This window comes from Streptomyces sp. NPDC057280 (assembly GCF_042668605.1).
GTDB lineage: Bacteria > Actinomycetota > Actinomycetes > Streptomycetales > Streptomycetaceae > Streptomyces.
Genome location: NZ_JBHUYR010000007.1, coordinates 65511 through 87454 on the forward strand (window position 1 = coordinate 65511; position 21944 = coordinate 87454).

Here is a 21944-nt window from a genome sequence, read left to right on the forward strand (position 1 = left end):
CCCATGACCACGTTCTCCGCTCCCCGCACGAGACCCCTGGCCGCCGCAGCGACCATCGGGCTGCTCGCAGGCACCCTGGTCGCCCTGTCCGGCACCACCGCGAACGCCGCCACCACACGCTACGAGGCCGAGACCGCACCCGCGGTCTGCACCGGCGCCGTCGAGACGGAATGGACCGGCTACTCCGGCAGCGGCTACTGCAACGGCACCAACGCCGCCGGCGCCTACAACCAGTTCACCGTCTCCGCCCCCGCCGGAGGCACCGCCACCGTCAGCGTCCGCTTCGCCAACGGCACCACCACCGCCCGCCCCATGGACGTCGTCGTCAACGGCACGACCGCCGCCTCGGCGTCCTTCGAGGGCACTGGGGCGTGGACGGCCTGGGTGACGAAGACGTTCACCGTGCCGGTGAACGCCGGCAGCAACACCCTCCGCCTCAACCCCACCGGCGCGAGCGGCCTGGCCAACATCGACTACATCGACGTGGAGACGTCCGGCACGACCACCCCGCCCTCCGCCACCGCCCTGTACGTCTCGCCCACCGGCACGGACGGCGCGGCCGGCACGGTGTCCGCGCCGACGACGCTGACGTCGGCGATCAGCCGTATCACGGCGGGCGGCACGATCTACCTGCGCGGCGGCACGTACACCTACGCGTCCACCATCACGATCCCGGCCGGGAGCAACGGCACGTCCACCGCCCGCACCCTCCTCTCCGCGTACCCGGGCGAGACACCGGTCCTCAACTTCTCCGCGCAGAGCGAGAGTTCGACGAACCGCGGCATCCAGCTGTTCGCCGACTACTGGCGGCTCTACGGCCTCGTCGTCGAGCACGCGGGCGACAACGGCATCTACGTCGGCGGCAGCAACAACGTCATCGAGCGCACGGTGACCCGCTACAACCGTGACACCGGCCTCCAGTTGGGCCGCATCGCCTCTACCACGCCGAGCAGTGCATGGCCGTCGAACAACCTCGTCCTCAGCGCCGAGTCGCACGACAACGCCGACTCCGACGGCGAGGACGCGGACGGCTTCGCCGCGAAGCTGACGACGGGCACGGGGAACGTCTTCCGCTACGCGGTGTCCCACAACAACATCGACGACGGCTGGGACCTCTACACCAAGACGGACACCGGCGCGATCGGCCCGGTGACCATCGAATACTCCCTCTCGTACAACAACGGCACCCTCAGCGACGGCTCCCAGGCCGGCAACGGCGACCGCAACGGCTACAAGCTCGGCGGCGACTCCATCGCCGTCAACCACGTCGTCCAGCACAGCATCGCCTACGGCAACGGCCACCACGGGTTCACGTACAACAGCAACCCGGGCTCGATGACCATCACGGGCAACGTGGCCGTCGCCAACACCGAACGCAACTTCAACTTCGAGACCGGAACCTCGGTCTTCCGCTCCAACACGTCCTGCGACAGCGGCGCCAACGACCGCTACACCGGCGACGCCGACAGCTCCAACCAGTTCTGGTCCGGCACGAACGGGTCGCGGTGTTCGTCGTACACGGGCGCCTTGGGCTGGTCCTTCGCGTCCAACGGAAGCTTGGTGGTCACGTTCGGCGGCAAGCAGGTCACGCTGTAGGTCTCTCGGTACCCCGGGACGGGAAGGTCAGGACGTATCTGACCTTCCTGCCCTAGATTTGGCGCCGTGCGGCACGCCGGAGGGGGCACGGTGGACTACGACTACGACGTCTTCATCAGTTACAGCCACAGAGGGCATGTCCGGGACTGGGTGAAGAACCACTTCAGCCGGGAACTCCAGCTGTATCTGGAGGACTTGCTGCCTTCCGACCCGCGCGTCTTCGTCGACTTCGAGATACCCGCGGGCTCGCCCTGGCCCCAGCGCCTCGAACAGGCGCTGCTGCGCAGCCGCTGCCTCGTGGCCATCTGGTCGCCGCCGTACTTCCGTTCGGACTGGTGCATGGCGGAGTGGAAGAGCATGCAGCTGCGCCAGGAGTCGCTGCCACAGGTCAACGGCCAGGTGCCGACGCTCGTCTACCCGATCAACTTCATGGACGGCGAGCACTTCCCCGAGGAGGCGCAGAAGATCCAGCAGTACAAGGAACTCACCAAGTACGGCTACGACGGCCCCCAGTTCCGGGACACCCCCGCCTATCTCGGCTTCCAGGACCGGATGCGTACCGTCGCCGAGGAGATCGCGGCCTGTCTCGCCTGCGCGCCGGAGTGGCAGGAGGGCTGGCCGATCGTCCGTCCCGCCGCGCACGCGGAGTCCCCCCAGCGTTCCGTCCCGAGGCTGTGATGACGATGGGCCAGGGCCGGATCGCGACCTTCTACTCCTACAAAGGCGGCGTGGGACGGAGCTTCCTGCTCTCCAACTCCGCTGTGCTGCTGGCCCGATGGGGCTACCGGGTGCTCTGCGTCGACTGGGACCTGGAAGCCCCGGGCCTGCACTACTACTTCCGCCCGTACATGGACGTCCCCGCCACCGGCCTGACCGACATGGCGCTCGCCGTACGCGAGGGGGAGCGCGTCGGCGCGCTCGACCACATCACACCGGTCACCCTGGAGGACGGGGCGCGGCTCGACCTGATCGCCGCCGGCGGCGTCGGCAACGACTACGTGCCCAAGCTGCAGAGCATCGACTGGGAACAGCTGTACCTGGAGCACGACTTCGGCAACGTGCTGGAGGGCTGGCGGGAGCGCTGGCTCGACTCCTACGACGTGATCCTCATCGACAGCCGTACCGGGATCTCGGACTCCGGCGGCATCTGCACAGCCCAGCTGCCGCACATCCTGGCCTACACGTTCACGGCGAACCAGCAGAACGTCGACGGCGTGCTGGACGTCGTACGCCGAGCCTCCGCCACCCGCAACACCCTCCCCTACGACCGCTCACGCCTCCTCACCCTCCCGCTCCTCTGCCGCTTCGACATGAGCGAGGAGTACGAACGGGCCGCCGAATGGCGGGAGAAGCTGCGCGGCGAACTCAAGTCCAGCTACGACGCCTGGGTCCCCGAAGGCTCCCCCGTCGAACGGGTCCTCGACAACTGCACGGTCCCCTACTCCGCGTACTGGTCCTTCGGCGAGGACCTCCCGGTCGTCACCGAGGACTTCCGCAACCCCCAGCTGATCAGCCACAGCATCGCGTCGATCGCCGCGCTGATCGCCCGCAACCTGGAGGACGCGCGGCTGTTCACGGAGAGCCGCGACGCGTATGTGGACGCGGCGATCAGAACGGGGCGTCGGGGCGGGCACTACCAGTACGACTTCTTCATCAGCGGTACGCCGAAGACGGAGAGCGCGGCCACCAGGCTCGCGGCGCTGCTGGCGGAGGCGGGCCTGTCCAGCTTCTCGGCCCAGCAACCGGACGCCGGCCCGCGCGAGAGCCTTCGGCCGGTCATCGACAGCAGCCGCCATCTCCTGCTCCTGGCCCGCGACTCGGTGGACTCCTGGCACCGGGACGAGCTGAACTACTTCCTGCGGCAGACGCTGGACGAGCAGTCGGACCGCACCGTGTTCCCGGTGGTCGGCTCGACGCGGGTGCTGCGTGACCTGCCGTCGCTGGTGCAGGCACTGCCGTCCTACAGCCTTGCGGAGGACCAGCTGGGGGAGGTCGCGCGGGGGGTCTCGGCGCGGGTTCGGTCGGAGGCTTCGCAGCCCGGTTTCGAAGTGGCGTCTTCGTCGGGACGAGGGCGCGTGTTCGTGGTTCGCTCGTGGCCCGACCGGGCGTGGGAGGAGTGGGTCACCTGGATCCTGCGGGAGGCGGGGTACGAAGTCGCCCAGGGGTGGCCGGGGCGACAGGAGGACAGCGTCCACACGTCTGTGACGAGCCTCCCGCCCGAGGACCGGATCGTGGTCCTGTACTCCGCCGCGCTCGCCAACGAGGGCCTGATGTCCGACGCATGGACGGCGGCGCTGCTGGCGTCTCCGGAGAAGTTCGTTCCGCTGCGCGTCGAGGAGGTCGAGGTGGCGGGACAGCTCCAACGGCACGGGTACACCGACCTGTTCGGTGTCGACGAGCGGGAGGCACGGGAGGCGCTGCTGCGAGCGGTCGCCAACCCCCGCAGCACACCCTCGGCTCCGCCCGCGTTCCCGGCGGCGGATGCGGCGGGCGCACGGGCGGACCAGCCGACCGTGTGGAACGTCCCCACGCGCAATGCCGGCTTCATCGGGCGGGACGACCTGCTGCCGCAGATCAGGACCAGGCTGGCGGACTCCACGGCGCCGTTGGTGCTGACCGGGCCGTGCGGGGTGGGCAAGACCCAGTTGGCCTTCGAGTACGCGCACTGGTTCAGCGGTGAGTACGACCTGGTCTGGTATGTGCCGCCGGGCGAGGACCGGGTCTACCATCTGGCGGAGTTGGCGGTGGCCCTTGGCTGCGCGCAGTTCGACACTTCACCTCCCGCGGCCGTGCGCGCCCTCCAACAGGACCTGCGCAAGCGGTCGGGATGGCTGTTGATCTTCGATGGCGTCGAGAACCCGGCCGACCTGGCCAGGGACCTGCCGAGCGGCGACGGGCATGTGCTGATCACCTCCCGCAACCCGCACTGGCATCAGGTCGCGAACACGCTCGACGTCGGCACCCTGCCTCCCCCGGATGCGGTCGCGCTGCTGACGGCTCGCAGTCGCGACCTGCCCGAGCGGCTGACGTTCGTACTCGCCGACGAGTTGGACCATCTGCCCCTGGCGCTGGTACAGGCCGCGGACGCCCTGTACGTCTTCCCCCCGGAGGAGTACCTGCTCCTGCTGCGACAGCACGCCGCCGAAGCACTGGCCGACGACGGGCCACCCGACTACCGGGGGTCCCTCGCCTCCCAACTGGAGTTGAGCCTGACGAGACTGGCCGCGGAGAACACCGAGGCCGCCCTCCTGGTGCGCGCCTGCACGCTGCTCGCCCCCGCCCCGCTTCCTCTGAAAGCCTCCGACCTGGGGTCCAGCCCCCGCGCGTTCCGACAGATGGTGATGACGGTCGAGCGGATCGGGCTGGCCCGGGTGTCCGGCGGCAGCATTCGGATCCCCCGCCTGGCCCAGGCCGTGCTACGCGACCAGCTCGCCTCCGAGGAGCGGGCCCCCGCCGCCACCCTCGCCTGCCGACTGCTGGCCGCCGTCGTCCCCGGCGACACCGACCCGGACGCCTGGCAGCGCTGGCGTGACCTGTTGCCCCACTACCTGGCCATCGACCCGGGCGACCTCGTCACCGAAGCCGCGCGGCTCGCGACGCTCGGGGCCTGCTGGTACCTGATGGACCTCGGCGACAACGCGGGGGCACGGCGCAGGCTGGAGGAACTGTACGAGACCTGGAAACGGGAGCTGGGCGTGGAGGCCGTGGAGACTTTGGCCGCGGCCGGCTATCTGGCGCACGCCTATTCCGTCACGGACGACCACGAGAAGGCGTACCTGCTGGACACGGAGCTCCACGGCCGGCAGCGGAACCTCTTCGGTGTGGAGCACCCCGACACACTGCGTACCGCCACCAATGTCGCCGTCGACCTGTCGGCCCTCGGCCGGTACCGAGAGGCAGCCGACCTCGGGGAGAAGACCCTGATCATCCAGCGGGGGGTGCTCGGCCCTGAACACCCCGACACCCTGCACACCGCCCACAACCTCTCGATGGACCTCGAGCCCCTCGGCCGGCTCGAGGACGCGGAAAACCTCCGCGCGGAAACCCTCGACCGCCAACGCGCGGTACTCGGTGACAACCATCCGGCCACCCGGCAGACCATCGAGGTCCGCAAGTGGCGCCGTCCCCCCAAGGGCGCACCGAAGCTGACTCACCCCTGAGCCGCACGCCCACCCGTACAACCCGTTCACGCAGAGGCGGTGTCGAACGCGCGCCCCCCGGCCGGCTGCCCCACGACCTTCCGCCGCCGCACCGGATACATGACCGGCTTCGCCACCGACCAGTACGCCGCCTTGCAGATGAGTTCCTTGTAGCGGGCGGCGCCGCGGCCCGTCCACGCTCGGTCCTTCACCGTGTCGTCGGGGGTCACCATCTGGATGAGGCCCTGGTTGCGGCCGAGGCTGACGCACTGGTGGGTGTAGCCGATCACGGTCTGCGGGACCTTCGTGCCGGCGAGGCGGGCGGCCATCACATCCGCCGCGAGCCAGGCGGCCGGGATGCCCGAGGCGCAGGACATGCGCAGGGGCTTGTCGCTGTGGCCCAGGGCGTAGGCGGCGTCGCCGACGGCGTACACGTCGGGGTGCGAGACCGAGCGCATGGTGGCGTCGACGACGATCCGGCCGGTGTCCGTGACCTTCAGGGAGGTCGCCGCCGCGACGGGGTGGACGGCGAAGCCCGTCGTCCAGATCGTCGCGGCCGCCGGGAGCGGGCCGGTGGAGGTGTGGACGGCGTCGGCTTCCACCGAGGTCACCGTCGTGTGCTCGTGGACCGTGATGCCGAGGTCGGCCGCGACCTTGCGGACGTGGGCCCGGCCCTGCGGGGACAGCCAGTCGCCGAGGCCGCCGCGGGCGACGAGCGCGATGTCCAGGTCGGGCCGCGACTCGGCGAGTTCCGTGGCGAGTTCGAGGCCGGTGAGGCCGCCGCCGACGACGACCACGGGGGCACCGGCGGTCAGTTCGGTGAGGCGTGCGCGCAGCCGGAGTGCGCCGGGGCGGCCCGCGATCTGGTGGGCGTGCTCGGCGACGCCGGGGACGCCCTGGTCGGTCCAGCCGCTGCCGAGGGCGTAGACGAGGGTGTCGTACTCCAGACGGCCCTCGGCGCCGTCGGCGCCGTCGGCGACAAGCGTCACCGTCTTCGCCTCGGTGTCGACCGACGTCACCCGGGCGACGCGGACTTCGACGCCCGTGCCCTTGAACACGTCCGCCAGCGGGCGCGGCTTCAGCTCCTGGCCCGTGGCCAGCTGGTGCATCCGGACGCGTTCGACGAAGTCGGGCTCGGCGTTGACGAGGGTGATCCGGACGTCCCCGCGGCGCAGGCGGCGGGCGATGCGCCCGGCGGCGGTCGCTCCGGCGTAGCCGGCGCCCAGGACGACGATGCGGTGCTTCATGGTTCGGGCTCCTGTCCGGTTCAGGGTGGCGTTCCTGTTCGGTTCCGCACCTTGAACCGGACAGCCCGTGGATTCCTGACAGTTTCCGGAAGTGACCTGCGTCACTGCTCTCGCACAGGTGTGTCAGAAGGCCTGGAACAGGGGTTTCCCGTGGTCCACCGCCGCCCACCGCTCGGTCGCCCGCGTCAGCTTGTCGGGGTCGACCTGGTTGCGGACCGCGACGATGCCGTCGGCGGTGACCTCCAGGCACATCACCCCTACGACCCGGCCGTCCACCACCGCCACCGCGGCGGGCTCGCCGTTCGCCGTCCAGGCGTACATCTCGGGCCGGCCGCCCGCGTGGTCCCGCTTGATCTGGGCGGGCCTGAACAGGCTCCACAGGAACTTCGCGACCGCCACGGCACCGCTGAACGGCGTGGCGCGGACCGGGATCTTCCCGCCCCCGTCACCGACGCTGGTCGCGTCGTCGGTGAGCAGCCGGATCAGGGAGGCCGTCTCACCGCTGGTCGCGGCCGCGAGGAACTCCTCGACGAGCCGGCGGGCGGCGGCCTCGTCGATCTCCTCGCGGGCCGTGCGGGCCCTGCCGTCGGCGACGTGCTTCTTCGCCCGGTGGTAGAGCTGCTGGCTGGCGGCCTCGGTCAGGTCGAGGATCTCGGCGATCTCGCGGTGCGGATAGTCGAAGGCCTCGCGCAGCACGTACACCGCGCGTTCGTTGGGGGTCAGGCGTTCCATGAGGGTGAGTACGGCGTACGACACCGACTCGCGCTGTTCGACGGTGTCGGCGGGGCCGAGCATGGGGTCGCCGCCGAGGAGGGGCTCGGGGAGCCACTGGCCGACGCAGGTCTCGCGGCGGGCGCGGGCCGAGGTCAGTTCGTTGAGGCACAGGTTGGTGAGGACCTTGGTCAGCCAGGCCTCCGGCACCTCGATGCGTTCGGTGTCCGCCGCCTGCCAGCGCAGGAACGTCTCCTGCACGAGGTCCTCGGCCTCCCCGACGGACCCGAGCAGACGGTAGGCCAGCGCCTGCAGGCGATACCTGGAGGCCTCGAAACGATCGACGTCCGTCACGGTCGGAGACATGTCCCCGACCCTAGGCGGCGGTTGTGGATCAGACCAGGGCGCTCACTCCGCGCTGAACGCCGCGGTGTCCAGGGCGGGGTACGGCGCGGGGAGGGGGAGGGTCTGACCGAGGCTGACCTTGGTGTCGGTGTCGTAGTAGGCCTCGGTGGGGTCGTCGCCGGGGAGGACCGGGTGGGTGTAGCAGTGGGCCGTCTTGGAATGACGGTCGATGAGGACGTAGGTGGGGACCCCGGCGGCGGCGTACGCGCGGAGCTTCGGGCCGGTGTCCGTTTCGTGGTTGGTCGAGGTCACCTCGCCGACGAGCTCGATCATGTCGATGGGATACCAGCCCTTGTGGGCTTTGCGGTACGACTCGTCGAGTTCGGTCGGCTTGCGGCGACGGACGTAGAAGTCGGGGATGAGCAGAGCCGCGGTCGCGCCGTCCTTGAGGACGGCCCGGTAGCCGTTGCCCATGCCCACGAGCCGGAAGCCCGCGGCCCGGAACTGGAAGCTCAGCTCGAAGGCGCCTTCGTTGTGGTTGTCGTTCGGCGTCGGCGGCACGATGGCCATCCCCTCGATGTACTCCGGCCGAATCGGCGTCTTGGACGCCTTTTCGAGCGCGGTCAACAAATCGATGGGGTCCTGCGGCTTCGGCTGCTCCATGACCGGCTGCTCCCAGATGGGTTCGGCACTCATCCCTGGTTCTCCTCATCACGCTGATGCCAGGCTAAGCCCGCGGCGGGTGCCCCGGCAGAACGATGGGGCCCCGCCCACGCCCCCTGCGCCGCGATGCCCCACGCTTCACTCGAACGAGCGTGCTGAACCGTTACGCCCTCCCCGACCCGGCCGAGAACCCCGTCCGACGACTACGTGAGACCGATCGCCGCACACCGCGCCGCATAAGCCGCCGTACAGATGTCCTTGACCGTGTAGACGCCGTCCTTGATCACCGTCTCCTTGATGTTGGCCTGGGTCAGGGCCACCACCGGGACCAGCATCGAGGGGATGTCGTTCTCGGTCGGGCTGTCCACGGTGTCCTGGGTGAGGGCGTCGAACATGATGTCCTGGCCCTGGATCTTGGCGACGGCCATGTCCGCGGCGCCGTTCGCCTCCTCCAGGAACGACTTGTAGACGGTCATGTACTGCTCGCCGGAGACGATCCGCTGGACCGCCGGCAGGTCGGCGTCCTGGCCGGTCACCGGCGGGATCTTCGTCGCGCCCGCCTTCTTCAGGGCGTCGATCGCCGCGCCCGCCATGCCGTCGTTGGCGGCGTAGACCGCCGCGATGTCGTTGAGGCCGATGGCCGCGACGGCCTTCCGCATGTCCGCCTCGGCGATCTTCGGCAGCCACTCCTCGACGTCGTAGGACTTGGCGATGGCGACCTTGTTCTGGAGCACGCCGAGAGCGCCCTGCTTGAAGCGGGCGCTGTTGGGGTCGGCCGGTGAGCCGTTCAGCATGACGATCTTGCTGCTCTCGGCCTTGTCGCCGAGCGCCTCCATGAGGGCGCGGCCCTGCACCTCGCCGACGAGTTCGTTGTCGTGGGATATGTAGGCGTCGATCGGGCCCTGGGCGAGGCGGTCGTAGGCGATGACGGGGATGCCCGCGTCCTTGGCCTTCCTGACGTCCGTCTCGATGGCCTTGGAGTCGACCGCGTCCACGAGGATGGCGTCGACCCGTGCGGAGATCATCTGCTCGAACTGCTTGCTCTGCCGCTTCGCGCTCGCCTCGGCGTTGGCGGAGCGGACCTTGCCCTTGCCGTGGGTGAGGGCGGCGACGCGGGCCGCGATGAGGGGGTGGTCGAACTTCTCGAAACGCGTCGTCTCCTTGTCCGGCAGGAGCAGCCCCACCGTGAGGTCGTCGCGCTTCGCCGGGCTCTGCGTGCTGCCCCCGCCGTCCGCGGCGTCGACGACACCGCAGGAGGTGAGCAGGAGGGCGGAACCGATGGCGAGGGCAAGACGAGCGGCGGTGCTGTGGGGGGTACGAGCGTTCACGTTCCAGGGCCTTCCGGGCGATTGCACGGCAGGGCGGCCGGATCACGTCACGGCGACATCGGCCCTGCGGGATCCCGAGCCTCTCGCGCGCAGGCCGCTCCCAGCAGTCGGGCGCGGAATCTCCCCCACCCGTCACGCCATGTTTCACAATTCCCGTGCACAGCGGGAGTGCGGGCCCCCGAGGGAGGCCCGCACAGTCGCTCACGCCCGCGTCAGGGCGCGTTGACCAGGTCGATCGGCGGGACCTGAACCGTGCGCTTGCCCGGCTCGCCGCCCAGGATCACCTTGCGCAGGGCCACGTTGTTCTTCAGGTTCGTCTCCTGGAGGCGCTTCTCCGGGTTGGCGATGACCTCGATGTAGTACGTGCCGTTCGGCAGGTCCGTCACGTCGAAGGACTGACCGGGGCGGTACTGGGTGTAGGTGTCGCCGGAGCCGACGTCGAGGACCTCACGGACCGAGATGGAGTTCTGCTGGCCGCAGGCGGTCGACAGATCGGTGTTGTACGGCTTGAAGTTGGCGTTCTTCACCGTGTAGTCGATCGCGTCGGTGTTGGCGAGACAGAACGCCTCCTTGCCGCTCTTGACGATCTCGTGCTGGTCGGCGGCGAGCAGCCGGTAGCTGGCGAAGTCGGTGAAGTGCCAGTGCTCGTGGCCGACGCGCGGGTCCCACTCCATGGTGCCGGTGGGCGCGTAGCCGACCTGCTTGCCCTTGGCGTCGTAGAAGTACTGGTAGGCGTCCATCAGGTCGGCGCCCGGCTTGCGGAAGCCGTCGACGACCAGCGGCGCCGGTCCCGCGTTCCAGACGTTGGCGCTGAAGGCGAGGTAGTCCTTGCCCGGCGCGTCGCCGTCCTCGCCGTCGGTGATGGCGATGTCCCAGGCGGGCAGCGACCGCAGGTCGGGCTTGGGCACGCCCGCGGGGGCGCCCGCCCGGCCGGTGGGCCGCTGGCTCGCCGGCTTCAGCGCGGGCGCGATGCGGGAGCCGTCGGTGTGGCCGGTGCCGTCGCCCAGGTGGTGGGCGAGGCCGCGGTCCTCCAGCGCGTGCGAGAGGGCGCCCGGGGTGGGCTCGTCGGCGCCGCGCGGGCCGTAGTGGTGGGCCATGGAGTGACCCGCCATACCGCTCATGCCGCTCATGTCGTGGCCGCCGTGCAGGGCGGACATGCCGCGGCCCTCGCCGCCGCCGTCGCTGTACTGGCGGACGGTCACCTTGATGGTCCGCTGGTCGTTCGGGATGCCGAAGAGCTCGCGGTACTTCTTGGCGACGCCCACCTTCGCGGTGTACTCACCGGCCGGCAGATCGACCGGCTTGTCGTAGTCGACGGTCGAGGAGTTGGCCGCCCAGCCCTTCTCGACACCCCACACCGAGCCGAGGGTGAAGGGGTTGGTGGGGCAGCTCTCCGGGTAGTGCGAGGTCGCCGGGGCGTCCGGGCGGAGCCGGCCGGAGGCGTTGTTCGGGCAGAACGTGCCCTTGGGCCTGGCCACCTCCTGGCCCTGCGCGTTCTTGATGGACACCTCCAGGAAGTCGGGCAGTCCGGAGAAGTCCTTCACCAGCCCCGCGGGCAGGGCCTTGCTCCCGATCTTCTTGCCCTTCGCGTCGCGCAGGATCTGCCGCGCGACGACCGGGTCCTTGTACGACTTGCGCTTCACCTGGAACTCCAGCGGCGCGTTGTCGACGGTGACGTACGTCCCGAGGTCGAGGTAGACCCCCGGTTCCCCCTCGTACCGGTCGAGCGTCACGGCGTTCGACGCGGCGATCAGCTTCAGCTTCGGCTTGCCGGGTGTGGCGGCCTGCGCCGCACCCGCTCCGGGAGCGGCCCCGGCGCCGGTGGCGACGACGGTGAGTGCCGCCGAGGCGGCGAGCGCCACGCGTCGGGCGCGGCTTCGATGGTGCTGACTGGTCATCGGTTCCTCGTCTGCGAGTGCCATGGTCAGTGGCATCGGACTGGACAGCTCACCGGACGGCCGCTGATACGGGCGCGCCCCAACGCGCCTGGGCCGGTTCTGTGAGCAACCTGTGAGACTGGTAAATGGTGTGTCGAGGTTGCCTGTTGAACCGAAAGTCCCGCCCGGGTTCCTCCGAAGGAGGGACGGTTACGTTTTGCTCAACCCCTGGTTGCGAGGCGGTGAGCAGGCGACGATGGGCGCATGACGCTGGCCGAGCGCGCCCTGGAGCGCCTGCGAGTCTGGCCCGACCTCCGCACGGGGCAGGCCAGTTGCGGCACCGGAAGCGCGCTGCGCGCCGGTCGCAGCGAGATCGTGCACTTCCACTCCGCCCACGAGGTGGACCTGCATCTCACCGACCGGGCACTCGACCGCTTCGGGGTCGACCTCGCGGAGTCGACGGCGATCCGGCTGGTCCCCGGCTCCCGCTGGGTCACCGTCCATCTGGACTGCGACACCGACGTCGACCTGCTGATGAGCCTGGTCAGCATGGCCCTCAAGGCCCATCAGGTGCCGCAGGCCGACACCACGGACGTGTGCAACTTCCGTCGGGTGACGGTCATCCCGTCGGCGTCCGCCAGGCCCGGTGGTGGTCGAGGATCGTCTCCTCGAACGGGCGGTAGGTGACGCCGAGTTCGGTGCGGCTGCGGCTGTTGTCGACGCGGAAGCGGATGCCGAGGTGCTTGCGGATGTAGTCCTGGGTCAGCCCGAAGGCGGGGCCCAGCAGCCGAACCGGCCAGTGCGGCAGGCGGGTTCGGGGCAGGCGCAGGTCACGGGGGTGGGCGGTGCGCAGGACGCGGGCCATGTCGTGGAAGGAACTCATGGTCTCCGCCGCGAGGATGTACCGGCCGTGCGCGGCCTCGTTCTCCGCCGCCGCGATGTGCGCGTCGGCGACGTCCCGGACGTCGACCGTGGTGAAGCTGAAGTCCGGGGCGCCGTAGAAGAAGTAGCCCTTGAACAGCTCCTCCAGGAGGAAGAGGCTGCCCGACTCGGAGGCGGGGGTGAGGGAAGGGCCCAGGATCAGGCCCGGGTTGAGGGCCACCATCCGCCAGCGGTCCTGCGCCTTCGCCGCCTCCCAGGCCGCCTGCTCGGCGACCGTCTTGGCGTAGTGGTACGGGTTGTTCGCCACCGTGCTGGTGGTGTTGACGTACTCCTCGGTGAGGACCTGGTCCTTCATCGTCTCCAGTACGTCGATGTAGTCACCGAAGATGGCGCCGACCGTGGACGTGAACACCAGGCGGCGGACGGCCGGGGTGCGTTCGACGGCGCCCAGCACATTGCGGGTGCCGAGCAGGGCGGGTTCGACGACGTCCCGCCGGCCGTCCTTGATCTTCTCCGGCATGAGGAACGGGGAGGCGACGTGGAAGACGGTCGCGCAGCCCCGCGCCGCCTCGTCGAAGGAGCCCTCGACGAGCAGGTCCGCCGCGAACAGGTCGAGCCTGCCCGGGAATCGGTCCTGCAACGCGATGAGCGGCCTGGTCTTGGCCGAGGGGGCGGTGGAGCGGACGGTGGCGTGCACCCGGTAGCCGCGTTCCAGCAGCCGTTTCACCAGATGGCTGCCGACGAAACCGCTGCCCCCGGTCACCAGGACCGGCGCCGCCGTGTCCACGTCGCCCACCCGCGCTCCTCCCGCCGGTCAGAGTCGTCGGCGTCCAGTATGGCGAGCGGGCGCGTGCTGCGCGGGTGCTCCGCGGAATCCCCGAATCCCGGGCTCCCGGGGTCCCGGAGGTCCGGAGGCCCGGACTCCCCTTTTCGGCCGTTTCGGTGATAATTGCGATATGAGTACGGCAGCGTTCGTAGTCGCGGCCGCGGGGAGCGATGTGCTCAACGTGATCGCCGCATTCGTCGGTGGCGCGGTCATCGCCGGGGCACTGATCTGGGCCGTACAGTTCGGGATGCGCGTCCGGGACCGGGAACTCCCCCGGCCGCGCCCCGAGGAACAGCCCAGTCTGCCCAGCACCGGCGCGATCCGTGAGATCAGGGAGATGCGGGAACCGGACGAGCTCCCGCTCGCCGAGCAGGAACGGCTCATGCCGTACCAGCTCCATCACTCGGGCACCAAACGCGGAAAGGACCAGAACCGCAGACGCTGGCTTCCGGGCTCCAGCGGCGGCTTCGGCAGCGGCGGACTCGGCCACGTCTGACAGCCGGCACCCGGCAGGGGCTGCGCCGCCGGTCAGGCGGGGCAGCCCCTCTTCACACGGCCCGGCTCAGGCCGCTCAGGTCATGCCGCGCCGGGCGCCGGAGGTGTCGGGCGCCGTGGCGAGGGCCCAGATCACGAAGAAGTCGACGCCGATCATGAGCCCGGACCAGACGGGCGAGTACGGCAGGAACAGGAAGTGCAGCACCATCGCCGCCGACGCCAGGAAGATGCCGGTCATCCGGGCCCACCAGGCGCCCTTGAGGACGCCGTAGCCGGCGCCCACCAGGACCACGCCCAGGACCAGCATGATCCAGCCCCAGCCGGTGAGGCTGATCTTGTAGACGTAGTCGCCGATCCGGTCGTAGATGTCGTCCGCGGCCAGCGCCGAGATGCCCTGGAGGATCGCCAGCACACCGTTGACCAGCATCAGCACACCGGCGAAGACGACTCCGCCGGTGGCCCAGCCGCTGCCGGGGCGGTCGGGCGGCGGAGCGGGCTCGGCCTGCTGCCGGCTCTGGTCCCACCCGGGCGGCGTGGTGGGCGTGCTGGGCGGTGTCGTGTGCGGCTGCTGGGTCATGTCCGTACCCCGTCTCTCGCGCGGGTCCGCGCGTCGGTGTCGGTGATGCTTCGACCATCCGCGCGGTGCGGGGGCGGCGCCCGAGGGGCTGCGCCGTTCGGGTGACGGCCCGAGTGCGGCGGCGGGCGCGAGGACCTTCACTGGAGGACATGACCGGTAACCGGACGCACCGCGCCCCGATCACGCTCGTCGCGATCGCCGCGCTGACGGCCCTGACCACCTTGACGGGCTGCTCGGGCGACGACACCCCGTCCTCGGTCGCGAGCAAGGCGGCGTCCGCCGCCTCCCGGGCGACGGAGGTGTTCGCGTCGGCCACGGCGGCGGCGGGGAAGAAGTTCGACGACGTCAAGAACGGCGTCGACGTCAAGGACGACGTGACCCTGGGCACCCCGCGGACCGGTTCCGACGGCCGCACCACGGTCGAGATCACCGTCAGGAACTCCGCCGGCTCGCAGAAGTCGTTCCTGGTGCAGGTGAACTTCAGGAACGCCGACGGCGACCTGGCCGACGCGGCCGCGGTCACCGTCTCCGGCGTATCGGCGGGCGGCACCCAGAAGGCCACCGCCCGCAGCAACCGCGACCTGTCCGGCACGGTGAAGGCCGAGGTGGCGAGGGCGGTCCGCTACTGAGCAGGCCCCGGCGGCCACCCGGCGTGACGGCTCAGGCCATCCAGAAGAACACCGCCGTCATCCGCTTCTCCTCCAGCGTCGTACCGCAGTAGCCGGTCGCGCTGTGCACGAGGTTGGCGTTGTAGAGCAGCAGCCGGTTGAAGCGGTGCGGGACGCGTACGTCCTCCTCGAACGCGTCGGGCGCCACGAACCGGGTGCCGAGCGCCTCGACGAGGTTGTTGTGCGGGGCCTGCACGACATTGCCGCCGAGCCGGCCGCCGGGCAGGGACTGGCGGTAGAAGCTGGTCCCGCAGTCCTTGGGGACGCCCGGGTTGAGGTAGAGCACCGCCGCGTACCGGCACAGGGCGCGGGAGTCGGTGTGCGGGCGGGGTGTGCTCTCGCCCTCGCCGACGACCTGGACGCAGTTGTGGTTGAGGGTGCCGCCGCCGGGCGCCGACTGCACCCACAGCTCCTTGGCGCCGGTGGCCTGCCGCACCAGCCGCTCGACCCGGGCCAGCTCCCCCGGCTCCAGACCGGGCATGGCCCGCAGCCCCGGCCAGGTCTCCGGCCGGTGCGGGTATCCCTCCACCCAGTCGTCCTTGGCGAGACACCGTTCCCGTACGGCGTGCGCGTCGGGCAGGACATCGTCCAGGACCCAGTAGTCGCGGCCCTTGGTGGGCTTGCGGTACGGGAGAACGGGCAGCGTTCCGGAGGGGTGTGGGGGCATGCGCCGAATCTAGGGCCGGGCCGGTTCTGGACTCGCCCGCGAACCGGTCTGGACTCCCCCGCGAACCGGTCAATGAACGGTCAACGTGCAGACGGAATACGGGAGGTCACGCACTGAATCGTCCGCATTACGAACCCCAAGACTCAGTAATTCGCCAGTCACGCTCACTGCGTGAGGTCGTCCCCGCCCTGACGGCCCCCGGCCCGCCCGGCGCCGCCGACCGCCACATAGATCTGCTCGCTCACCGCGGTCACCCCGTTGAAGGTCGCCGTCGCCTGCAACCGGCCCGGGCCCGTCGGCAGTGCGGTGGAGGGGACGCAGGTCCACCTGCCGTCCCGGCCCGCCGTCGCCGTGCACACCTCGGTGCCCGGCTCCGGGCCCTGCCCGGTCACGCCCTCGTCCTTCGTGTCCTCGTACCGGACGGTGATCTGCGCCCCCGGGTAGGCCGTACCGCCCGTCACCGGCCGCGCGGCGAGCGCGATCCCGGACGCCGGGCGGGTGAGGGTCGGTTCGGGCAGGCCGACGGTGACCGCGCAGGTCCCGACGTCCTTGCGGGTGCCGCGCGCGTCCGTGAGACGCACCACGCAGCCGGCGAGCCGGGTGCCGGGCACCGCGTCGGCGGGCACGGCCAGCACGAACGGGAAGGAACGGCCCTGCCAGGGACGTCCGCTCGCCGGACCGGACCAGGTGTACGACGCGCTGTCGCCGTCGGCGTCGACCCGGCCCCGGTAGTCCTGGGCGCGCAGGGGCGTCTGCGTCACCTCGGCGCCCTCCGGCGCGGTCAGGGTCAGCCGGGACCCGGCGCCGAGCGCGCCCCCCTCGTACCCGGCGATCTCGACGATGCCCTCCCGGCCGGGCAGGACCGTGACGTCTCCCCACAGTTCACGTGCGCTTTCCGCTCCCTGAGCGGGCGTCATCACGCCGAGCGCGGCGAGGGCGGAGGCGATGCCAAGGGCGACGGTGTTCCTGGACCTGCTCATCGTGTGCGGGCTCCCTGTGCGGACGAGGTCGGTCGGGCCCACCCCCTGGTGCGATTGTCGCGGGGTGCCGTGCCGGGGCACGTGCGCTGTGCGGCCGTATGGCGGAAGCGGTCGCCTGATGGGGGGCATGACCTCAAGTGGCAGACCCCGCGTGGCTCCTGTCACAGCATGAACAACCGTGGCTCCTCGTCCGTACAGAGGGTCGTACGACCCCCGACCGGACAGGAGCCACGGTGCGCTTTTCGCGGAACGCGACGGGAACGCTCTTCGTGGGCGGTGCGCTCAGCCTGACGATCGTCGCGCTCGCCTATCCCACGATGCTCGGAGTCAGCAAGACGGCCACGGCCCAGGACCGCGTCATCGCACAGACGCAGTGGGGGCCGTTGACCGAGCAGGACCGCGACTTCGTGGTCAAGGTGCGGGCGGCGGGACTGTGGGAGTACCCGCTGGGGAAGGTCGCACTGGAGAAGGGCACGACCCCCGAGGTCAAGGAGGCGGGCCGGCATCTCATCGACGGTCACGCCGCCCTGGACGCGGCCTGCCGCAAGATCGCCCCGATGCTCAACGTCACGCTGCCGAACGTGGCGAGCCCGCAGCAGCAGGGCTTCGTCAACACCATCGAGACCAGCAACGGCAGGGAGTTCGACTCGAACTTCGCCAACATCCTGCGCACGACGCACGGTTCGATCTTCAACGCGATCGCCAAGATCCGCTCCACCACCAAGAACTCGCTGGTGCGCTCGCTGGCCGACATGGCCAACAACACGGTCCTCGACCACATCACGGTCATGGAGAAGACCGGCTTCGTCAATTTCGACCAGGCCCTCTTCCAGCAGACCACCCCGCCGAAGCTGCCGGACACCGACCTGACGCCGCCGGCCCCGCAGCCCGGCGCCCCCATGGTCGTGCTGACCCCGCCGCCGAGCCCGACGTCCACCCCGATCGCCATCCCGGGCGAGCAGGGGGGCGCGGGCGCGACGCCGAGCCCGACCATCGGCTGACCGCTACGCCAGCCACACCGTGGTGTCCGGTCCCAGCAGCCCGCCCTCCAGCGGGCCGCTGGCGACCAGCACCTCACCCTCCGGCAGCGCGACGGCCGTGTCCGACAGGTTCGTCACGCACCGCCAGCCGTCGTGCCGGGCGAACTCCAGCACGCCCGGCGGGCCGTCCGCGGCCCAGGTGAGCGTCTCGCCCTGAAGCAGCTTGCGGCGCAGCTTCAGGGCGGTGCGGTACAGCTCCAGGGTCGAGCCCTCGACGCCCTCCTGCGCCTCGACGGCGTACGCCGCGAAGCTCTCCGGCTGCGGCAGCCAGGCGCCGCCCGCCCCGAAGCCGTACGAGGGGCCGGTCCGCGTCCACGGCAGCGGCACCCGGCAGCCGTCGCGGCCCTTGCGGACCCGCCCCGTCTGCTCCCAGACGGGGTCCTGGAGCACCTCGACGGGCAGGTCGGCGACCTCGGGCAGGCCGAGTTCCTCGCCCTGGTAGACGTACGACGAACCCGGCAGCGCCAGCATGAGGAGGGTCGCGGCGCGGCCCCGGCGCAGGCCCCGTTCCGGGTCGATCCCGGGGGCGTGGCCGCCGGACAGCAGCCAGGCGTTCTCGTCGGTGCCCGGCGGGAGCAACAGGCGTGAGGTGTGGCGTACGACGTCGTGGTTGGAGAGCACCCAGGTGGCCGAGGCGCCGGCCGCGCGGGCACCCGCGAGGGAGTCGGTGATGACCTGGCGCAGCGCGTCGGCGTCCCAGGGTGTCTGCAGGTAGGCGAAGTTGAAGGCCTGGCCGAGTTCCTCGGGGCGGGCGTAGAGCGCGCGCCGCTCGGCGCTCGGGACCCAGGCCTCGGCGACGGCCATGCGGGGCGGGCGGTAGGAGTCGAGGACCGTGCGCCAGTCGCGGTAGATCTCGTGGACCTCGTCGCGGTCGAAGAACGGGTGGGTGCCGGGGGCGAACTCGGTGAGCGCGTCCTCGCCGCTGAGGGCGGGTGCGCCCAGGTCGCGCAGGGGTTCGGCGAGGTCCTTGGCGAGGGCGTGGGCGACGTCGACGCGGAAGCCGTCGACGCCCCGGTCGGACCAGAAGCGCAGGGTGGTGCGGAAGTCGGCGCGGACCTCCTCGTTGCCCCAGTCGAAGTCGGGCTGCTCGGGGGTGAACAGGTGCAGGTACCACTGTCCGTCCGGGACGCGTTCCCACGCGCTGCCGCCGAAGACCGACTGCCAGTCGGTGGGCGGGAGTTCGCCGTGCGCGCCGCGGCCGTCGTGGAACACGTACCGGGCGCGGGCGGCCGAGCCGGGCCCCGCCGCGAGCGCCTCCTGGAACCAGGCGTGCCGGTGGGAGCTGTGGTTGGGAACGAGGTCGACGATGACCTTGAGGCCGAGGCGGTGGGCCTCGGCGGCCAGCGCGTCGAAGTCGTCGAGGGTGCCGAGCCGGGGGTCGACGTCACGGTAGTCGGCGACGTCGTAGCCGCCGTCGGCGAGTTCGGAGGGGTAGAAGGGGCTCAGCCACAGGGCGTCGACGCCGAGGGCGGCCAGGTGGGTGAGGCGGGCGGTGATGCCCTTCAGGTCCCCGAGGCCGTCACCGTCGGCGTCGGCGAAGCTGCGGGGGTAGATCTGGTAGATGACGGCCTGTCGCCACCAGTTCGGGTCCTTGGACGAGAGGTCGGGGGTCACGCGGCGCTCCTGGCTGATCCGTGCGGACGGAAAAGACATACAAAGGGGAATCTGTCCCCAGCTGTGCACGGGCGAACCCCGTGCATTTCGTGGAGCAGCGCGTTCCCTGTGTGGCGAAATTGTGATGACCGCCGAACCAACCTTGTATTCCCGCAGGTTGACAGGGTTCCGGCGGGAGATCCACGATGTCCGAACGCTGTTGTGCGTGTGACTCGTGTGACCAATGGGTCCAATGTTTCCGAGCGCCCTTTTGCGCTCCGCAGCGCTCCACAGCGCCTTTCGGTTCACTCCACCCTGATGGGATACGCATGTCCATAGCGAGATCTGTCACTGTGCGCCGCCTGCTGGGGACGGGCGCCGCGACGCTCGCCATCTGCGCCTTCACCGCTTCCGTCGCCTCGGCCACCGACTGCCCCGGCGGAAAGGGCTGGGACGACGGCGGCAGCTACAAGCCCGGCACGGGCGCCGGCACCGAGACCGGCACCGAGCTGTGCGAGTTCTCCCTCGACGGCAAGAACTTCTTCCCCTCCGTCAAGGTCGACGACCAGAACCTCAAGCCGACCGACGACGGCAAGGTCCACGTCACGGTCCGCACCGCGGGCAACGCGTCCACCTGCACGGCCTCGCTCGCCTCCTACCGGGCGCACGGTCCGACCTTCGCCACCTCCGGCGAGCAGGTCTTCCACGACTTCGACACCGTGACCGTCAAGGCCGGCGGGACCGACACCCTCGACATCGCCATCCCGGACCAGGGCTGCTACGCGCAGATCGACCTCTACCGGGGCAACACGAAGTTCGACGGCAAGCTCGACGCCAACGACGGCTTCCAGCACGGCGACCTGCCCAAGGGCCCGGACCACCCGGTCATCAAGGACAAGCTGATCGCGGCCTGGAACGGCGGCACCAAGGACTGCACGGCCCAGCCGTCGCCGACCCCGACGCCCACCCCGTCCGCCTCGGAGTCCACCCCGGCCGAGGAGACCACCCCGCCGGCGTCCGAGTCCGAGACCCCGACCCCGTCGGCTTCGGAGTCCACCCCGGCGGGCGAGGACACCCCGTCGGCGTCCACGTCCTCCACCGCCCCGGCCGCCACCCCGAACGGCGGCGGTGGCGACCTCGCGGAGACCGGCGCCAGCAGCAACACCCCGATCATCGCGGGCGGCGCGGCCGTGCTGCTGGCCGGCGGTGCGGGCATCGTCCTGGCGACGCGTCGGCGCAAGGCGACGCGCGCGTAAGGGATTCCGCCAAGGGAATCGACCGTCATCTGGACGCCGGGCAAGGGGACCTGCCCGGCGTTCAGTGCGTCCAGTGCGTTCTGGGCTGCCTAGCCCTCCACCGCACCCAGCCACAGCTTCACGTACCGCTCGACGTCGACGTCCAACGCCACGTCCACCAGGCGCAGCTCGCGCTCGCCCTCGTGGATCTCGGCCTCGCCGGGCCGCGGGCGGCGGTCGACGATGGTCTGGCCGCGGGTCGGGCCGGGGGCGAGGGAGACCTCGACGGGCAGGAGGCTGGTGGTGAGACCGCCGGGGTCGGCGACCGCGCACACCGCGCCCGCGTCGCCGAGGCCGCCGGTGGGCGTGGGGTCGCCGGAGGTGGCCGGGTCGCGGTGGGCGAGCAGCTCGCCGGCCAGCCGCAGCCGGGGGTCCGAGCTGCCGCGCAGCCGCTGCACGTCCGCGGCGGGCACGATGACCCGCCGGAAGACGTCGAGGCCGTACATGGTGATCGGCACCCCCGCGGTGAGCAGGATCGCGGCGGCCTCCGGGTCGTGCCACACGTTGAACTCGGCGACCGGCGTGGCGTTGCCGACCTCCACCGCGCCGCCCATGAACACGATCCGCTCGATGTTGCGGGTCACCTCCGGGTGGGTCCGCAGCAGCAGTGCGATGTTGGTCAGCGGGGCGGTGGGGATCAGGGTCACCGGGCGCGGCGAGGCGAGGATCTCGCGCCGCAGCAGGGCCACCGCGTCGAGGTCCACCGAGCGCCGGGTCGGCGCGGGCAGCCCGAGGTCGCCCATGCCGTCCTGCCCGTGCACGTGCGAGGCCGTGCGCACCGGCTCGATCAACGGCCGCTCGGCGCCCCGCGCGACGGGGATGTCCCCGGCGCCGGCCGTCTCCAGGACGGTCAGCGTGTTGCGTACGACCCCGTCGACGTCGGTGTTCCCGGCCACGCAGGTGATCGCGCGGACGTCGAGACCGGGGTGCCGTACGGCGAACAGCAGGGCGAGCGCGTCGTCGACGCCGGTGTCGCAGTCGATGATCACGGGGAGGGGCTGGGCGGTCACGGGGA

General features: G+C 70.8%; 19 protein-coding genes. 8 read left to right on the forward strand and 11 right to left on the reverse strand.

The window, feature by feature from the left end:
- Positions 1-3: 3 nt before the first annotated feature.
- The 3 genes from ACFUO4_RS32690 (at position 4) to fxsT (ending at position 5756) form a co-directional block, all read left to right on the forward strand.
- On the forward strand, positions 4-1596 hold the full coding sequence (locus ACFUO4_RS32690) for a carbohydrate-binding protein (protein ID WP_383491689.1): 1593 nt from the start codon (positions 4-6) through the stop codon (positions 1594-1596).
- 66 nt (positions 1597-1662) lie between these two features.
- Entirely contained in the window at positions 1663-2274 is a 612-nt protein-coding gene (locus tag ACFUO4_RS32695) for a toll/interleukin-1 receptor domain-containing protein (RefSeq protein ID WP_383491691.1), read from the forward strand.
- The gene (fxsT, locus tag ACFUO4_RS32700) at positions 2274-5756 is read left to right on the forward strand and encodes an FxSxx-COOH system tetratricopeptide repeat protein (RefSeq protein ID WP_383491693.1); all 3483 of its coding nucleotides are present in this window, start codon (positions 2274-2276) and stop codon (positions 5754-5756) included. The genes ACFUO4_RS32695 and fxsT overlap by 1 nt, the downstream gene beginning before the upstream one ends.
- A gap of 26 nt (positions 5757-5782) precedes the next feature.
- Here the strand turns inward: fxsT and ACFUO4_RS32705 are convergent, their stop codons facing one another.
- The 5 genes from ACFUO4_RS32705 to ACFUO4_RS32725 all read right to left on the reverse strand — a co-directional run bounded on the left by ACFUO4_RS32705 (position 5783) and on the right by ACFUO4_RS32725 (position 11951).
- Positions 5783-6982 (reverse strand): NAD(P)/FAD-dependent oxidoreductase, encoded by a 1200-nt coding sequence (locus ACFUO4_RS32705; protein WP_383491695.1) that lies wholly within the window; start codon positions 6980-6982, stop codon positions 5783-5785.
- A gap of 123 nt (positions 6983-7105) precedes the next feature.
- A complete protein-coding gene (gene sigJ / locus ACFUO4_RS32710) occupies positions 7106-8059 on the reverse strand; it encodes an RNA polymerase sigma factor SigJ (protein ID WP_383491697.1) in 954 nt (317 codons plus the stop codon).
- Positions 8060-8101: 42 nt separating this feature from the next.
- Positions 8102-8734, reverse strand: a complete 633-nt coding sequence (locus ACFUO4_RS32715; protein WP_383491699.1) for a Uma2 family endonuclease — start codon at positions 8732-8734, stop codon at positions 8102-8104.
- A gap of 170 nt (positions 8735-8904) precedes the next feature.
- A complete protein-coding gene (locus ACFUO4_RS32720; protein WP_383491701.1) occupies positions 8905-10029 on the reverse strand; it encodes a sugar ABC transporter substrate-binding protein in 1125 nt (374 codons plus the stop codon).
- A 212-nt stretch (positions 10030-10241) separates the two neighbouring features.
- A complete protein-coding gene (locus tag ACFUO4_RS32725) occupies positions 10242-11951 on the reverse strand; it encodes a lysyl oxidase family protein (protein WP_383491703.1) in 1710 nt (569 codons plus the stop codon).
- Positions 11952-12170: 219 nt separating this feature from the next.
- Here ACFUO4_RS32725 and ACFUO4_RS32730 point away from each other — a divergent pair, with 219 nt between their 5' ends.
- Entirely contained in the window at positions 12171-12593 is a 423-nt protein-coding gene (locus ACFUO4_RS32730; RefSeq protein WP_079311466.1) for a luciferase family protein, read from the forward strand.
- Here the strand turns inward: ACFUO4_RS32730 and ACFUO4_RS32735 are convergent.
- Positions 12526-13584, reverse strand: a complete 1059-nt coding sequence (locus tag ACFUO4_RS32735) for an NAD-dependent epimerase/dehydratase family protein (protein ID WP_079311465.1) — start codon at positions 13582-13584, stop codon at positions 12526-12528. The genes ACFUO4_RS32730 and ACFUO4_RS32735 overlap by 68 nt on opposite strands.
- A gap of 160 nt (positions 13585-13744) precedes the next feature.
- Here ACFUO4_RS32735 and ACFUO4_RS32740 point away from each other — a divergent pair, with 160 nt between their 5' ends.
- A complete protein-coding gene (locus ACFUO4_RS32740) occupies positions 13745-14110 on the forward strand; it encodes a DUF6479 family protein (RefSeq protein ID WP_079311464.1) in 366 nt (121 codons plus the stop codon).
- A gap of 75 nt (positions 14111-14185) precedes the next feature.
- Here ACFUO4_RS32740 and ACFUO4_RS32745 read toward each other — a convergent pair whose 3' ends face one another.
- Positions 14186-14686, reverse strand: coding sequence for a hypothetical protein (locus ACFUO4_RS32745; RefSeq protein WP_079311463.1), 501 nt, complete (start codon positions 14684-14686; stop codon positions 14186-14188).
- 149 nt (positions 14687-14835) lie between these two features.
- Between ACFUO4_RS32745 and ACFUO4_RS32750 the strand changes: the two genes are divergently transcribed.
- Positions 14836-15315 carry a hypothetical protein gene (locus tag ACFUO4_RS32750; RefSeq protein WP_383491707.1) on the forward strand — a complete coding sequence of 160 codons (480 nt, stop codon included), beginning with the start codon at positions 14836-14838 and terminating at the stop codon, positions 15313-15315.
- A 31-nt stretch (positions 15316-15346) separates the two neighbouring features.
- Here ACFUO4_RS32750 and ACFUO4_RS32755 read toward each other — a convergent pair whose 3' ends face one another.
- Together ACFUO4_RS32755 and ACFUO4_RS32760 are read right to left on the reverse strand one after the other, a co-directional pair.
- Positions 15347-16021 (reverse strand): DUF6445 family protein, encoded by a 675-nt coding sequence (locus tag ACFUO4_RS32755; RefSeq protein ID WP_314206668.1) that lies wholly within the window; start codon positions 16019-16021, stop codon positions 15347-15349.
- Between the two features lie 164 nt (positions 16022-16185).
- A complete protein-coding gene (locus ACFUO4_RS32760) occupies positions 16186-17001 on the reverse strand; it encodes a carboxypeptidase regulatory-like domain-containing protein (RefSeq protein WP_383491710.1) in 816 nt (271 codons plus the stop codon).
- Between the two features lie 269 nt (positions 17002-17270).
- On the opposite strand from ACFUO4_RS32760, the gene ACFUO4_RS32765 reads away from it, so the two are divergent.
- Complete coding sequence (locus ACFUO4_RS32765) at positions 17271-18002, forward strand: DUF4142 domain-containing protein (protein ID WP_079311481.1); 732 nt, start codon at positions 17271-17273, stop codon at positions 18000-18002.
- A 3-nt stretch (positions 18003-18005) separates the two neighbouring features.
- Here ACFUO4_RS32765 and ACFUO4_RS32770 read toward each other — a convergent pair whose 3' ends face one another.
- Positions 18006-19694, reverse strand: a complete 1689-nt coding sequence (locus ACFUO4_RS32770; RefSeq protein WP_383491712.1) for a glycoside hydrolase family 13 protein — start codon at positions 19692-19694, stop codon at positions 18006-18008.
- A gap of 269 nt (positions 19695-19963) precedes the next feature.
- On the opposite strand from ACFUO4_RS32770, the gene ACFUO4_RS32775 reads away from it, so the two are divergent.
- Complete coding sequence (locus tag ACFUO4_RS32775; protein WP_079311458.1) at positions 19964-20890, forward strand: LAETG motif-containing sortase-dependent surface protein; 927 nt, start codon at positions 19964-19966, stop codon at positions 20888-20890.
- An 89-nt stretch (positions 20891-20979) separates the two neighbouring features.
- On the opposite strand, the gene ACFUO4_RS32780 is transcribed toward ACFUO4_RS32775, so the two are convergent.
- Positions 20980-21939, reverse strand: coding sequence for a nucleoside hydrolase (locus ACFUO4_RS32780; RefSeq protein ID WP_383491714.1), 960 nt, complete (start codon positions 21937-21939; stop codon positions 20980-20982).
- Between the last annotated feature and the right edge of the window lie 5 nt (positions 21940-21944).